The following is a 13,924-nucleotide window of genomic DNA, read 5'->3' on the forward strand; positions in this document are numbered from 1 at the left end:
TTCGGAATGCGAACAATTGTTGTCAATTGCTATTAGACCTGCTCGGGCGCGGTGCGTCAAGCGCACGGTGAGGCCGCCCGGGAATTGCTCCCGCAGGCCGTCATTGAGGCAGCTTGTTCGGAAGGTTGCCGGAAGGAACCGGTCTCGTCGATGCGAGGCAACGAGGTCCGGGGCCGGCGCGTCCCGGTCAGTTCGCTGACAGCGCGGTCTTGGCGACCTCGGCCATCCAGCTCGATGCCACGGGGAGGATGGCGTCGTTGAAATCATAGCGCGGGCCGTGCAGCTCGGCGCCATCGCGCAGAGGCCCGTTGCCGATCCAGACGAACGCGCCTGGGCGATGCCGAAGGTAGAACGCGAAATCTTCACCCGCCATGCTGGGTGCGAGATCACGCCGCACCGGCGCGCGCACCTTGTCCGCGGCCATGCGCGCGAAGCCGGCTTCATCAGGCGAGTTGATGACGACGCCGACGCCCATGACGATATCAGGCGTGACCTTCACGTCGAAGCTCGTGGCGATGCCGGCGCAGATCTCGCCGATCCGCTTGAGGATGATCTCCTTCACCTCGTTGCGGTGATGCCGCAGCGTGCCGCGGATCACGACCTTGCCCGCGACCTGATTGGGCGCGGTACCGCCCTCGATCGTGCACAGCGAGAGCACGGCGGTGTCGAGCGGATCGACGCTGCGCGACACGATTCCTTGCAGTGCCACGATCAGATGGCCGGCCGCGACCATGGGATCGCGGGTCAGATGCGGCATCCCGGCATGTCCCGCGTGACCCTCGATGGTGATGGTGAGGCGTCCGCCTGATGCCATCACCACGTCGTCATGGACCGCGATGGTGCCGGCGTCCAGGCCCGGCCAGTTGTGGAAGCCGAACACCCGGTCCATCGGGAAGCGTTCGAACAGGCCGGCCGCGACCATCGCGCGTGAGCCGCCGAAACCCTCCTCGGCCGGCTGGAAGATGAAATCGACGGTGCCGCTCCAGCTGCCGTCCGCCGCAAGCAGTGCGGCGGCGCCAAGCAGCGAGGCAGTGTGTCCGTCATGCCCGCAAGCGTGCATCACGCCTGATGCCGTCGAGGCGTAGGGCAGACCGGTGTCCTCGGTGATCGGCAGCGCATCCATGTCGGCGCGCAGGCCCACGCGCGCTTGCGCCGACCCGCGCGTCAGCGTCGCGACCACGCCGTGGCCGCCGATGCCGGCCTCGAAGGGAATGCCGAGCTCGGTGAGGCGCTCCTGCACGAAGGCGGCGGTCGCCTTCTCCTGCAAGGACAGTTCGGGATGGGCATGCAGATGCTGGCGCCACGCGGTCAGTTTCTTGTGCAGTTCGGGGGTCAAGGCGCGGCTCTCTCGAATGGTGATGGCTGGTGGTCACCATAGCGGATTATCCGCGCGGTGCATCCCGCCTTAGGGAATGCCTCGCGTGCATTAAAGAGTTCGATGTTGCTGGACAGATTGACCGCGCCGCGCGCTCCACTTCAGCTCTCCCGCAAGCAAGCGGGAGAGGGGGCGCACCTGCCGGCTGTGGATACGCCCTACGCCGCCAGCTTCGCCAGCCCCTTCCAGTCGAAGCAGATGCCGTGGCCGGGACGGTCCGGCGCGATCGCCTTGCCGTCCTCGAGCACCAGCGGATGCGTGATGTATGTGTCCAGCCCGAAGCCGTGCGCCTCCAGATACGACCGGTTCGCGCAGGCCGCGAGCAGATGCACGGTGATGTCGTGGGCGCCGTGGCTTGTGACCGGCAGGTTGAAGGCCTCCGCCAGCCGCGCAACCTTCATGAAGGCGGAAACGCCGCCGCAATTGGTGACGTCAGGCTCGGGATAGGACACAGCGCCCGATGCGATGTAGTTCTTGAACTCCCACAGCGAGCGCAAATTCTCGCCCGCCGCGATCGGCACGCCGCCGGCCTGCATGATACGGGCATGGCCTGCGACATCGTCTGGAATGATGGGCTCTTCCAGCCAGGTCAGATCGTAAGGCGCGAACGCGCGGGCGCCGCGGATCGCTTCCTCCACCGTCCATTTCATGTTGGCATCCGCCATCAGCGGAAAGCCGTCGCCGAGATGGTTTCGCATCGCCGCGACGCGTGCGACGTCGGATTTGAGATCGGGCCGGCCGACCTTCATCTTGATGGCGCGAAAACCCTTGGCGAGATTGCCGTCGGTCTGCTTGAGCAGCGCCTCGACCGAGAGATCGAGGTCGATGCCGCCGGCATAGCACGGCACGCGCGCGTCGAAGCCGCCGAGCAGTTGGTACAGCGGCGATTCGGCGCGCCGCGCCTTGAGGTCCCATAACGCGATATCGAGCGCGGACAGCGCCAGCACCGAAGGTCCGCCTCGGCCGCCGTAATGCAGGCCCCACCAGACATGATGCCAGATCGCTTCGGTATCGTCGGCCTCGCGGCCCTCGACCAGCGGCGGAATCTCGCGCTTGAGGATGTCGGCGACCGCGCCGCCATTGCGCCCGACCGTGTAGGTGTAGCCGACACCCTCGGCACCCTCGGCGTCGCGGACGCGGCAGGTGATCAGCTCGAACGCCGACATGTCGCCATGGGTGGAGTCGGAGAGCGTGACGGGGAGGGGAATCCGGTAGAGGGCGGATTCGATATTTGCGATGCGTGGCATGTGGCCTCCCTGCTTTTTTGTTGCAGGCTAGGCCCATGAGCACCACCCGGCAAGTGCGGGCCGCGCAGGGCAGCTCACCGCATCGTCGCGAGCTGCAACGCAAGTGCGCACGCGCGGTCGTATTCGTCGAGATTGATCCACTCGTCGATGGTGTGCGCTTCGTTCTGCCCCGCGCCGAAGGTCACCGTCGGAATGCCGTGGCGGACCATCCAGTTGGCATCCAGGCCGCCATTGGCGGCGCGCACGTTCGGCGTGCCACCGACGGAGGACACCGCCTCGATCGCGCGTTTGACGACGGGCAGGCTCTCCTTCATGCGGAACGGATAATAGTCGGTCTCCGCCTTGAACTTGACCTTGCCGGATTTGCCTTGCGCATTCGTCACCTTCTTCGCCGCTTTCTCGAACGCGGCCTTGTAGGCTTTGGTGATCTCCTTGAAGAATTTCCCGTCATGGCTGCGGCATTCGCCGCGCACATGCACGTAGTCGGTGACGACGTTGGTGGCATCGCCCGCGGGCCGGCCCTCGCCGCCGGTGACCGGGCCGACATTGCTGGTGCCCTGCCGCGCGCTCGCACCCTTGCCCTTCACCACCTTGCCGAACCAGCCGCCGGCCTTCACGTCGGCGAGCGCCAGCGCCATGATCATGGTCGAGGAGATGCCGCGCTCGGGCGCGACGCCGGCATGCGAGGCACGTCCAAAAATCTCGACGGTCCAGCGGTCGGCGCCGACAGCGCCGATCACGACGTTGGAGGCCGAGCCGCCGTCATAGTTGAAGGCCATCGCCGGCGAGCCCAGCTCGTCCAGCTTCACATGGCGCGCGCCATAGAGCCCGCTCTCCTCGCGCACGCAGAACAGCAGCGTGATCGGCGGATGGTCGAGCTTCTGCTTTTCGAGCTCGGCGGCCAGCGTCACCAGCACGCCGCAGCCGCAGCGGTTGTCGCCGCCGAGCGCGGTCTTGGCCTCGTTGACGATCTTGCGGCCGGATTTCTTCGGCTTGGCGCCGGCGCAGAGCGGCACGGTATCCATGTGGGTCATGAACATGATCCGCGGCTGGTTGTGCAGCGCGCCGCGGCCGGGCAGGTCGACGATGAGGTTGCCGGTCTCGGTCGGCACGGGAATGCGAGTGTTGGCATCGTCGAGCCGGATCGCCTTGGCCGGCACGCCGCTCTCCCTAAGCGCGGCCGTCAGCTCACGCCCGATCGCCGCCTCCTGTCCGGTGACGCCTTCCACGGCGAGGAAGCGCATGAGACGGTCGGTGGCGGCCTTGGTGTCGATGGGCATGGACTCATTTCCCCGGTGCACGATACGCGCCAGCATCCCCTGCGGCACGTCGCGGCGCAAGGCCTGAGGCAGTGAGTGCCTGCGCCCAGGGAAACAGCCGTGCGATTCCTAGCTATCGAGAACTTCCTGAACTGTTTCGAAGATGTCTTCGGCGTTTCCACCGATCTTGCCTTCCGCCCAGGCTTGGAATGCCTTGGCGTATACCACCTTCTCCGCATCCTGATCGTTGGTCGGGTTGGTCTCGGCCCCGCTCTCGTCACGCGTGACGGCGTTCGCCTCGATCGCAATCGTCGTGATTGTCGCCACGCGGCCTTGGTGCTCGTCATAGACAGTATTTGCAGGGCTCATGCCAGCGCTCCGTCTCATCCAGTTGCAGCAAATGCCCTTGAGTCATGGGCGATGCGGAGATTCTCGGCTCTAATCCCGGATCACAACATCGTCAAACCCGACGAAAGGCGGCTCGTCCTTCTGGCGGAGCAGCATTAATGGGGTTATCGCGATGCAGCTTTGTTCGGGGGGGGCGATGGAACCGGGTTATCGGAAGCATTTGAACGTCGTGATCCCTTGTTTCGTCGCTCTCGGCGTCATGACCGGTCTGGTCGCTTATTCGCCGGTGCTCTATCGCGTATTTTGCGGCGCAACCGGCTATGGCGGGACGACGCAAAGAGCTTATTCCGATCCGACCACCAGTTCTCAACGCACGGTAACGGTGGCGTTCGATGCCAACGTCGCCCCCGGGCTGCCGTGGCGGTTCGCGCCGGAGCAGCGTTCCGTGCAGGTTCATCTCGGCGAGCAGAAGCTCGTGTTCTTCAGCGCCGAGAATCTCGGTGACGCGCCGACCGTCGGACATGCCACGTTTAATGTCACGCCGGAGACGAGCGGAATCTACTTCAACAAGATTCAGTGCTTCTGCTTCAATGAGGAACGGCTTGACCCGCATCAGAAGGTGGACATGCCGGTCGTGTTCTATGTCGATCCGGCCTTCGGCAAGGACGCCGACACCGAACACGTCGACACCATCACGCTGAGCTATACCATGGGCCGCTCGGTGAGCCCGTCCGAGGCGAAGAATCTGTCGCGCTTTCTTGCCGGCGCGCCGCCGGATGTCGCCCACGGCCAGGAGCTCTTCAGCCAGCGCTGCAGCGCCTGCCATGCGCTCGACCGGAACATGACCGGCCCTGAACTGGCCGGGGTGGTCGGACGTCCGGCCGGCTCCGTCGCCGGCTACGACTATTCACCGGCGCTGAAGGCGGCCCATGTCAGTTGGACCGGCGACAAGCTCGACGAATGGCTTGCCGGCCCGCAACGGCTGGTGCCGGGAGCGAGAATGCCGGTGCGCGTCCTCGATGCGCCGTCGCGCCATGACATCATTGCCTATCTGGCGACGCTGGGTCCCGGGCATCCGTCGACCGGGTCTGCGCACGGAGCGAGGCCGGACTATTGACACCATGCCGGTCGGAAATCCCGGGCGCGCTGCACGCGTTCCGCGGGATCGATTTGCGCCGGCGCATGCGGATCAGTCCTCATAGCTACCGATGACGGCATCGGCGATCACGCGCTTGGTGACGATGCCGACGATGTCGTTCACGCGCGGGCGTGAGCCGCCGTGAAACACGATTGCCGCACCGGCACGGTGACGGCGCAACCGCGCAAGAACAAGGCTCAGCAGGTCCTGATCCCGGCAAATGACGAGCCGCCGTTCGGCGAAGCGTTCGACCAGAAGATCGGGGTTGGTGTGGGACTCGGCCCACAGACCCGACCGCGGCGGGATGAGTCCCACGATCCTGCCGTCCCGTTCGACCACGATGGCGCGGGCGTCGTCCGTGTCTTCCTCGGTCATGGCCTGCTTCAGCGTCGTGCCCGCCCTGGCCACGATGAAACGGTGCTCCATGATGTCCTGGGCCTGCTTGACCAGGTAGAGATTGATGTGCCGTTCCTTCGGAATGCGATGCCCGCGATGGCGCAGCTTGACAGTGTAGATCGTTTCGTTGACGAGCGCGCGCCGTATCCCGGCAGCCAGCGCGACCGCGACGATCACGGGGACGATGATGGCGTAGTCGCGGGTCATCTCGAACACCATGACAATCGCTGTCATCACCCCGCCGGTTCCGGCTCCGACCATCGCCGCCATTCCGACGATGGCGGCGGATGACGGCGTCACGCCGGAATGCGGCAAGATCGAACTGGTCGCGGCCGCGAAGGCGGCGCCGAGCGTGGCGCCGAGATAGAGCGAGGGGGAGAAGATGCCGCCCGAGGCGCCGCAGCCGAGGCTTACGGTCGTTGCGACGAGCTTGAGCGCAAACAGCAGCGCAAGCAGGCCGGCCGCGGTCATCCTGTGGTCGAGGATATCCTGGATGACCGAATAGCCGACGCCGTCGATGTAGGAGTGTCCGAAGGTGCGGGTGAGGCCCACCATCATCAGGCCGATCACGGACATGCCGAGAATGTTCTGGATGTACTCGTTCTGCGTCAGTCTCGGAAATCCGTCCTCCATGAAGACGAGCACGCGGATAAAGGCCCAGGCCGCCACGCCGCATGCCGATCCGAGCAGGACGAATGCGATCGCCTCCTGGATGTTGAACGAGGCGACCATCGGGAATTGGACGTCGGGTACGGCAAAGGCGGGATCGGGGCCGATCAGGATGCGCCCGATCGTCGTCGCGGCGCCCGTGGCCACCACGACGGGAAGGAAGGTGCGGTTGGACACCTCCGGCAAAAGGATTTCGAGGGCGAAAAGAACACCGCCGAGCGGCGTGTTGAAGGTCGCGGCGATGCCTGCACCGGCGCCGGCGGACAGTAGCGTGATCTTCTGCCGGGTCGAGAGCCCGATGAATTGCGAGAAGGCCGAGCCCAGCGCCGAGCCGATCTGGATGATCGGACCTTCGCGTCCGACTGCGGCCCCGCTGCCGATCGATATTGCAGAGGCCAGCGCCTTGATCACCGCCACGGTACCGCGAATGTTGCCCCGCTTGTAAAAGATTGCATCCATGACCTCGGGGACGCCGTGGCCTTTGGCCTCCGGCGCAAAGCGCCTGACGAGAAAGACGACGATCAACCCGCCAATGATCGGCGCAAAAAAGACGAAGTCCCCGAAGCGGCTGGCGCCTTCGCTGACATTGGCGTCATACACGAAGCTCAATCGGCCATTGTAGGACAGATTGTGAACCAACCCGATCAGGGCTCGAAACAGGACGGCGCCCAGCCCGGTCAAGACCCCGATCACCAGCGCGAGGCCGCAGAGAACGAGAAGGCTTACGCGCCGCTCCTCGGAAAGCCTCTTGCCGCTCCTGGGTGCAATAAGCTTGCCTGTTTCGGATACAATTGCTGTGGCCATTCGGATCACGAAACAATGCGAGGCGAAAGCAGCTTGGCAATCTCGCCCCTCGAAAAACGAGATGGTCATGCTCCATGGCCAACCGATGCGGCTTTTGTTTGTTCCGTGGCGCGGGATGCCGCCTCATCAGGAGGCCCGCGTGCAGGCCAGAAAGATCATCACCCCGACGAGCAAGGCCGCCGCCATGAACAGCAGCACCGCCGGCAATCCTGCGAACGCGGCGACCGCGCCGGTGAGCGACTGCATCAAGGCGGTACCGAGGAAGAAGGCGAGGTTCACGGCCGCCAGTGCCTTGCCCGCGACGTGCGCGTCGACGAGCTGCCGGCACATGCCGAACAGCAGCGGCTGGGCCGAGGTCGAAAGCCCGATCAGGACGAATAGCGTCAGGTCGTATTGCGGCGGCATGACCGCCACGCCGAACAGCCATGCAACCGCATAGTGCGGAGCCCCTAACGCCATCAGCGCGACCAGCAGCGCCGCCAGCGTGTGCGCGGCGGCCACAAGCTTCCTGCGGCGGCCGATCCTGCGGTCGACCATGCCCATGCACAGGGGACCTGCGATCATCGCCAGCGTATAGGCGCCGAGCTGGTTGCCGGCCTCGACCCGCGTCAGTCCCTTGATCTGCATCAGCCACGGTCCGCCCCACAGCCCGCGCAGCACCAGCGATGTCGCGAGCGACACCAGCGCCAACGCGATGAGGCCGCGCAAGGGCCGCGACAGCCCGAGCCTGAGCACCTCGATCATCTGCGATAACGGCGAGGAGTCGTCCTTGTGCTCGGCCGGCTGGTTCGGCACCAGCGCGAACACCGCGAGCGCCACCATGACGCCGCCAGCTGCCGCGATCCAGAATCCGGCGCGCCAGCCGTATTGATCGACCACGAAGGCGAGCGGGCTCGAGGACAACAGCATGCCGATATTGCCGATCGAGAGGATCGCGCCGGACCACAGCCCGAAGCGTGCCGCCGACAATTGCTTGGCAGCTAACGTCATCGGGCACATCAGCATGCCGGAGGTGGCAACGCCGAGCAGCAACTGCCCGAAGGCAAAGCTCGAAGGCCCCGTCGCAAAGCCCGAGGCGATCGCGCCGATCACGGTGCCTGCGAGCAGGCTCAGCGACACCGGCCGCACGCCGAAGCGGTCCATCGCCGCGCCGACCGGGATCTGCGAGGCCGCAAAGGCGAAATGATAGACCGAGGTGAGGCTCGCCAGCGCCTGCGGCTGCACCTGGAAATCCGCAGCCATCAGATCGAGGCTGAGCGCCGGGATCGTGCGCAGCAAGGTCGAGAGCATGTGCCCGCAGGCGAGCGCGAGCAGCGCAAAGATCAGGGCGCGGGTGCCATGTCCCGCTTCTTCCGTGGCAAGCGCACTCATCAGCGTCCCGTCCCAACAAGCTTTTTCGTGCCGTTACACGATGGAACGGCCCGTGCCAACAGCCGGAGGGAGGCGTCGGCGCAGGGCGGGCCAGAGCTGGGGACAGATCACGCCGGCAAGGGTTTGCGCGCCGTTCCGGCGCGGCCGACCTCCGGCGAACTCGGTCCATTTCAGGCCTCGGGCCGATGAACCGGCCCGGCGGTCAAGACGTTGTTCTCGGGAAAACGTGGTATGATGGCAGACGCTCCGGATCTGCGATTGGCAGCGGCAATGTCTTTGTCCGAGGGTACAAGCCAGACGGCCAGTGACGCGGCCCGCCGAGCGCGGAGAAGAAGCAATTCCTTCTTGCTGGTTCTCGCGGTTGGATTTCTTGTCTTTGGCGCCGCGTCGGGGGCACTCTATTACGCCTTGCGGCCGGCCACGCTCCGGATCGCCGTCGGACCGCCGGGCAGCGACGACGACAAGGTCATCCAGGCGATGGCCGATGCCTTCGCTGCCGAGAGCCGAACGGTCAGGCTGTCGCCGGTCAGGACCGAGGGGGCGACGCAGTCCCTTGCCCTGCTTGGAGCCGGCAAGGCCGACCTCGCCGTTGGCCGCGGCGACCTGGAGATGCCTGCCGAGGCGCAGCAAGTCGCGGTCGTGCGCAAGAACTTCGTCGTGCTGTGGGCGCCCTCCGGGCTTGCGGCCAAGAAATCGAAGAAAAAGCCGACGCCGAAAATCAAGGAGGTTGCCGATCTGGCAGGGCATCATGTCGGCATCATCGGGAAGACCCCGGCGAATGCCGCATTGTTGCGGATCATCCTGAGCGCCTCAGGGGTGAACGCGGACAAGATCGTGGTCACGCACTTCGGCACGGATCAACTCGAGGAGTTGGGGCGCGATCGTCATCTCGATGCATTCATGGCGGTCGGTCCGCTCGACAGCAAGATCACGTCGGACGCGATCGCTGCGACGGCGCGCCTGCGAGGCGAGCCGAAGTTTCTCGCCGTCGACACCTCGGAAGCGATCGCCTTGAAGCATCCCCGCTACGAGTCCGAGGAGATTCCGCCCAGCGTCTTCAATGCGGATCCAGCCTGGCCGGATGACAAGGTCGAGACGGTCAGCGTCAGCCATCTCATCGTGGCGAGAAAGGCCCTGTCGGAAACCACCGTGGCCACATTCTTTCGCGAGCTCTTTGCCGTTCGTCAGGCGATCGCGAGGCAGGTCCCCGGCGCCGCTCACATCAGCAAGCCGGACCTCGAGAAAGACACCGAGTTGCCGGTCCATCGCGGAGCGGCGGCCGTGATCGATGGCAACGAACGCACCTTTCTCGACCGCTACGGCGATTATTTCTGGTTCGGGCTGCTGCTTCTCTCCGGTATCGGCTCGGCCGCCGCCTGGTTGCGCCGCTACCTGAACCGCGATGAAAGGGAGGAAAACACCAGCCATCGCAAGAGAATCCTGGCCATGGTATCGAGCGCGCGGACCGCGGAGTCCAACCAGGAGCTTCTGACCCTCCAGCGCGAGGCCGACGGGATCATCCGTGAAACACTCACGTGCTACGACGACGGCACGATCGAGGAAGAGGAGCTCGCGGCATTCAGCCTGGTGCTTGAGCTGTTGAGCAACGCCATCGCCGAGAGGCGGGCCACGTTGCAGCGTAGCAACGTCGAGAGCGTGCGCGCGCCAGCGACAACAATGGTGCGAGGATCGGGCGGCACCTAGACCTCTCGTTGGGAAGGTCTTGGCCGGCTCGACAAGTCCGACCGGGCCGGACGTCCCGTGGTCCGGAAAGGTGCACCGCGATCTTCCGAAACGACCAAGCGCAAACAACAACCCAAGGCGCGATGACGATTGATCCAAATCTCAATGCGTTTAGGTCCGCTCGAAGGTGTCGACATTGGTGGTCACGGCGCGCCACCAGTTCAGCGGCTTGAGCTTTGCGGGATCGCCCTCCCTGGCGGCGCTCAGGGCCTGGTCGGCGACCACGAACCAGGCCGTCTCCATTCTGCCGTGGCGTAGCAATCCCGTGTAGGACACGACACGGTCGCCCGCGGCGGACGAACCCACGGCGACAAAGCCGATGCAATTGCCCCTGTGAAATCCGGTGACGTGCACCGTTTGTCCATAGAAGCCGCTGTCCTCGAGCGCGGTCTCGAACGTGCCTTCGACGCGGCCCTCAGCATCGCTGATGATGCGCAAGATCGAGCCGAATTGGTTTCGCCAGGTGCCAACCCATCCCATGCTGCTTCTCCAGGATCATTTGCCCGGCGCGATGCTCAGCCGGTGCAGCCGATGCAGTTCTTTCGCGGCACCTTTCAGCAGGTCGTGAGTTGCCTTGCGCTCCTGGCCGACGATGAACCCCGATGCAAAAGCCTGCGCGCGGCGGTTGGCCGGGGGCGCCGTAAGCGCCGCCTCCCTTGCCAGCTCGCGATGTGCCATGAAGTCGTTGAGCGATCCCAGCGCGGATTGAATCCGCTTCAGGCGATCGGACAGAGAATCGAGCGTCCCCTGATCGCGGTCGCGATAGAGGCTCGCGAAGAAATCGATGGCATAGCGGATTTTCTTGATCCGGATTCGCAGCTTGTGGCGCTGGCTCGGATCGAGGCGGGTCAATTGCTTGCCCTGCTTCCGCGCCTTCCTGATCCGCCGCCCGAGCGCCTCGGCGGCATAGGCCGCGATCGATCGGTCGTCGTCGGCGCGAGGACGTCCGGTTTCGATCCACTCAACGAGGTCAATCAGCATGCGGCGGTACCGCGCAGACCCGATTGCGTTACGGGCGCGGACGAAGGCCTCCGCTCTCTGCTGGGCAAATCTTCTGCGGATCGCGCGAACGCCGCGCTTCGGGATGTCCTGGCCGGAAACCGGCGCGATGCTCTCCGTCAGAAACACGTCGATCTCGCGCGCCGGCGCAAGCTCGTTCGTGAGCCATTTGAGCTCGCTCTTGATCCGCGCAGTGCTCGCGCGCGGCAGCACCTCCTTGAAGAGGGAGATCGCGGCCCGCAACCGCCGCAAGCCGACACGCATCTGATGGACACCTTCGGAGTCCATCGCGCGCACCGGATCGGCGTTCGCCGTGATCTGCCGCAGCGTCGAATGTGCGATGATGGAAAACGCCTCGCGCGGAGACAGCGTGGTCTCCAGCGCGATCGGTTCGGCGTGCTGTGCGCTGCCGCCGCCTCCCGCGACCAGCCCGAAGCCTCGTTCGGATTTCGAACGCAGGTCGAGCTCGGCCTCCGTGCTGCGCTCGAGTCGCCGCGCCAGGTGGAACAGATCTGCGATGCGCCCGGACTTCAATTCCAGCTCGAGCTCGGAGACGGGTCGCGACCGGCGCCCTGCACGGATCCGGCCGCGATCGAGCGCGAGTTCGATCTCGCTGTTCCCGACTCGTTGCGCCTGCGCCGTGCGATGAATGTCGGTCTGGAAAACCGGTTTCAGCTTGCGCGGAAGTTTCGCGGTCGCAAGCCGCCGTAGAGGCGTATCTTCCGTCTTCTTGAGGTCAGGGCTTGCACTGGAAACCTCATGCTCCCATTCGCCGCGCCGTATCGCCGTCCCGCCAGCCTTGACGGTTTGCAAATAGCGGCCGTCCATCCTGCGCACCCGCAGCGTCAGGCCGTGGTGCCTGAGCTTGTGCTTGGTCGTATCGAAGTAGGTCGACACGAGCGTTTGCTCGGACCGGTCGCGGCGGCGCCCGCGCAAGCCGTGATCCCTCAACACTGAGGACATCTGTCGCGGCGCAATCCGGAATTTCAGTTCCGTCTCTGCGTTCATGGCGAGCTCTTTCCGTAGCCAACCAAAGCGGCACAAGCGCGGGAAGTTCCCGTCTTGCGAGCCATTTGATCCGGACAAGCCGTGCCGCCTCGACGCAGGGTGATGGGCCGGAAGTGAAAGAGGCCGCCAGCTGAGGCGGCCTCCCATTCGCGAGCAGCTCGGAAAACGGGCTCAGAACGGCGGCTGTCCCGGGCCCGACCCCGGGCCAAACGGGCCGCGCAGGTTGCCCGGTCCCTGCAAGCCGCCAAAGATGAGTCCGCCGACCCACAGGGCGGCGTCCTTGATGGCGCCGCCGATGGCGCGGAGGGCGTCGCCGAGCCAGTTGCCGCCGACGACCGCTTCAAGCTCCGCGTCGTTCAGTTCGATGATGTCCGGGTTGGCCTGCTTCAGGTTCAGCATTGTGGTCGCTCCTCTCGATGTGTGATGGAACGGTTTGAACGTGTGGTTCTCAGCGGTGGAAGATGCCGCCAGGCAGCCAGGGGTTCGGGCCGGGGGGCTGCTGCGTCGTGATCTTTCCATTCACAATCCACGGCCCGATGCAGCCTCCATCATTGAAGAAGCCGCCGCACACGGATTCCAGTTCACGGTCGTCCAGCTCTCTGCGGTCTTGATTGCTGCGCTCGGTCATTTGCGTCTCCCGCTGTGAAGGAAGGGGCCATCCCCTCTCATCTGGTGGTCGCAGGAGTACCGCGGGCGGTCTGGTTGGACTGTGATACGAATCACAGGAACCGCCGCAGGGCGAATTGCGTCGCGGGACAGGGGGCAATTCTCGAGAATATCGCTGAAGAGATTGCGGCTCGCGCGCAGACGCCTCAAAGCCGGGAGCGAATGGAACTCAATATCCCGGTCGTCGCGTCGATGACCTGCACGGCTTGCTGGGACTTGGCCAAAGCCAGAGCCGACCTCGCGCACTGATCGGGAAGTTGCGCGATCTTTTTGCGCTGGCTCGTCAGGATATTGGTCGACTGCTCGATGGCAAATTTCACCACATCGCGAGTGGGGTCGTTGTCGCCGACGCTCGTCAACTCCTTCTCGATCGTGATCAGATATTCGAAACTGGACAGCTCTTGCGAAATCTCGACCAGATTTTGAACCGTCGCCTTGACGCAATTTGCATCCGCAGGGGGGATATCGGTCCGTTGGGAGGTTTGGACGAGGTCCGCCATCAAGCCTCCGAACATTGGCCTGAGATCTTCGACTCGCTTCAAGTCGGCGGGACTGAGGATTCCGGCCATGCACATATTCGTCGCGAGCAGCACCCCCAGGCATTGCAACGCCAGCCGAGTTGCAACCGCACGAGCTGCCGCGGCAGGTGTCACGTGATCCGGTTGCGATCTCATTTGACGCGCTCGAAACATCCGCCGGCAGTCGCCATCGCCAATAGCTTAGCGCCGCACGACAGATCGCTCAATCGCATTTTCGCCGGCGGCTACCTCAGACGCAAGCATTGGTCGCGACCCGTTGTGGGAAAATTGGCTCGTATGTATCATCGGGCTATACTCCGGAAGTTCCAAGCTGATTTTTGAAAAACAGAAAGTGATTGTGCCGAAAGCATTCGCGGAGACTT

The 13,924-nt window shown here is 64.6% G+C and carries 13 protein-coding genes; 2 read left to right on the forward strand and 11 right to left on the reverse strand.

Annotated elements, in window-relative coordinates; translation table 11 throughout:
• Nucleotides 1–187: 187 nt before the first annotated feature.
• The 4 genes from XH88_RS20220 to XH88_RS20235 all read right to left on the reverse strand — a co-directional run bounded on the left by XH88_RS20220 (nt 188) and on the right by XH88_RS20235 (nt 4,250).
• Complete coding sequence (locus XH88_RS20220) at nt 188–1,336, reverse strand: amidohydrolase (protein WP_271670002.1); 1,149 nt, start codon at nt 1,334–1,336, stop codon at nt 188–190.
• Between the two features lie 197 nt (nt 1,337–1,533).
• Nucleotides 1,534–2,622: a mandelate racemase/muconate lactonizing enzyme family protein gene (locus XH88_RS20225; RefSeq protein WP_271670003.1), complete on the reverse strand. Its 1,089-nt coding sequence runs from the start codon at nt 2,620–2,622 to the stop codon at nt 1,534–1,536.
• A 74-nt stretch (nt 2,623–2,696) separates the two neighbouring features.
• Nucleotides 2,697–3,902: a M20/M25/M40 family metallo-hydrolase gene (locus XH88_RS20230; protein ID WP_271670004.1), complete on the reverse strand. Its 1,206-nt coding sequence runs from the start codon at nt 3,900–3,902 to the stop codon at nt 2,697–2,699.
• Nucleotides 3,903–4,010: 108 nt separating this feature from the next.
• Nucleotides 4,011–4,250, reverse strand: coding sequence for a hypothetical protein (locus XH88_RS20235; protein WP_271670005.1), 240 nt, complete (start codon nt 4,248–4,250; stop codon nt 4,011–4,013).
• A 175-nt stretch (nt 4,251–4,425) separates the two neighbouring features.
• Here XH88_RS20235 and XH88_RS20240 point away from each other — a divergent pair, with 175 nt between their 5' ends.
• Nucleotides 4,426–5,346 (forward strand): cytochrome c oxidase assembly protein, encoded by a 921-nt coding sequence (locus XH88_RS20240; protein WP_271670006.1) that lies wholly within the window; start codon nt 4,426–4,428, stop codon nt 5,344–5,346.
• Between the two features lie 72 nt (nt 5,347–5,418).
• On the opposite strand, the gene XH88_RS20245 is transcribed toward XH88_RS20240, so the two are convergent.
• Together XH88_RS20245 and XH88_RS20250 are read right to left on the reverse strand one after the other, a co-directional pair.
• Entirely contained in the window at nt 5,419–7,236 is a 1,818-nt protein-coding gene (locus tag XH88_RS20245; RefSeq protein WP_271670007.1) for a chloride channel protein, read from the reverse strand.
• 126 nt (nt 7,237–7,362) lie between these two features.
• A complete protein-coding gene (locus XH88_RS20250; RefSeq protein ID WP_271670008.1) occupies nt 7,363–8,607 on the reverse strand; it encodes an MFS transporter in 1,245 nt (414 codons plus the stop codon).
• 270 nt (nt 8,608–8,877) lie between these two features.
• On the opposite strand from XH88_RS20250, the gene XH88_RS20255 reads away from it, so the two are divergent.
• The gene (locus XH88_RS20255; protein ID WP_271670009.1) at nt 8,878–10,311 is read left to right on the forward strand and encodes a TAXI family TRAP transporter solute-binding subunit; all 1,434 of its coding nucleotides are present in this window, start codon (nt 8,878–8,880) and stop codon (nt 10,309–10,311) included.
• 150 nt (nt 10,312–10,461) lie between these two features.
• Here the strand turns inward: XH88_RS20255 and XH88_RS20260 are convergent, their stop codons facing one another.
• The 5 genes from XH88_RS20260 to XH88_RS20280 all read right to left on the reverse strand — a co-directional run bounded on the left by XH88_RS20260 (nt 10,462) and on the right by XH88_RS20280 (nt 13,697).
• Complete coding sequence (locus tag XH88_RS20260) at nt 10,462–10,830, reverse strand: avidin/streptavidin family protein (RefSeq protein ID WP_271670010.1); 369 nt, start codon at nt 10,828–10,830, stop codon at nt 10,462–10,464.
• Between the two features lie 15 nt (nt 10,831–10,845).
• Entirely contained in the window at nt 10,846–12,357 is a 1,512-nt protein-coding gene (locus XH88_RS20265) for a CYTH and CHAD domain-containing protein (RefSeq protein WP_271670011.1), read from the reverse strand.
• Nucleotides 12,358–12,528: 171 nt separating this feature from the next.
• Entirely contained in the window at nt 12,529–12,756 is a 228-nt protein-coding gene (locus tag XH88_RS20270) for a hypothetical protein (protein WP_271670012.1), read from the reverse strand.
• Between the two features lie 49 nt (nt 12,757–12,805).
• Complete coding sequence (locus XH88_RS20275; RefSeq protein ID WP_271670013.1) at nt 12,806–12,985, reverse strand: hypothetical protein; 180 nt, start codon at nt 12,983–12,985, stop codon at nt 12,806–12,808.
• Nucleotides 12,986–13,169: 184 nt separating this feature from the next.
• Nucleotides 13,170–13,697 carry a hypothetical protein gene (locus XH88_RS20280; protein WP_271670014.1) on the reverse strand — a complete coding sequence of 176 codons (528 nt, stop codon included), beginning with the start codon at nt 13,695–13,697 and terminating at the stop codon, nt 13,170–13,172.
• Nucleotides 13,698–13,924 lie beyond the last annotated feature (227 nt).

This window comes from Bradyrhizobium sp. CCBAU 51627, assembly GCF_028128765.1.
Taxonomy (GTDB): Bacteria; Pseudomonadota; Alphaproteobacteria; order Rhizobiales; family Xanthobacteraceae; genus Bradyrhizobium.

Coding starts and splice junctions, on each gene's coding strand:
- XH88_RS20225 (WP_271670003.1), bottom strand. CDS start 2,622: ATGCCACGCATCGCAAATATCGAATCCGCCCTCTACCGGATTCCCCTC.
- XH88_RS20230 (WP_271670004.1), bottom strand. CDS start 3,902: ATGCCCATCGACACCAAGGCCGCCACCGACCGTCTCATGCGCTTCCTC.
- XH88_RS20235 (WP_271670005.1), bottom strand. CDS start 4,250: ATGAGCCCTGCAAATACTGTCTATGACGAGCACCAAGGCCGCGTGGCG.
- XH88_RS20240 (WP_271670006.1), top strand. CDS start 4,426: ATGGAACCGGGTTATCGGAAGCATTTGAACGTCGTGATCCCTTGTTTC.
- XH88_RS20245 (WP_271670007.1), bottom strand. CDS start 7,236: ATGGCCACAGCAATTGTATCCGAAACAGGCAAGCTTATTGCACCCAGG.
- XH88_RS20250 (WP_271670008.1), bottom strand. CDS start 8,607: ATGAGTGCGCTTGCCACGGAAGAAGCGGGACATGGCACCCGCGCCCTG.
- XH88_RS20255 (WP_271670009.1), top strand. CDS start 8,878: ATGTCTTTGTCCGAGGGTACAAGCCAGACGGCCAGTGACGCGGCCCGC.
- XH88_RS20260 (WP_271670010.1), bottom strand. CDS start 10,830: ATGGGATGGGTTGGCACCTGGCGAAACCAATTCGGCTCGATCTTGCGC.
- XH88_RS20265 (WP_271670011.1), bottom strand. CDS start 12,357: ATGAACGCAGAGACGGAACTGAAATTCCGGATTGCGCCGCGACAGATG.
- XH88_RS20270 (WP_271670012.1), bottom strand. CDS start 12,756: ATGCTGAACCTGAAGCAGGCCAACCCGGACATCATCGAACTGAACGAC.
- XH88_RS20275 (WP_271670013.1), bottom strand. CDS start 12,985: ATGACCGAGCGCAGCAATCAAGACCGCAGAGAGCTGGACGACCGTGAA.
- XH88_RS20280 (WP_271670014.1), bottom strand. CDS start 13,697: ATGAGATCGCAACCGGATCACGTGACACCTGCCGCGGCAGCTCGTGCG.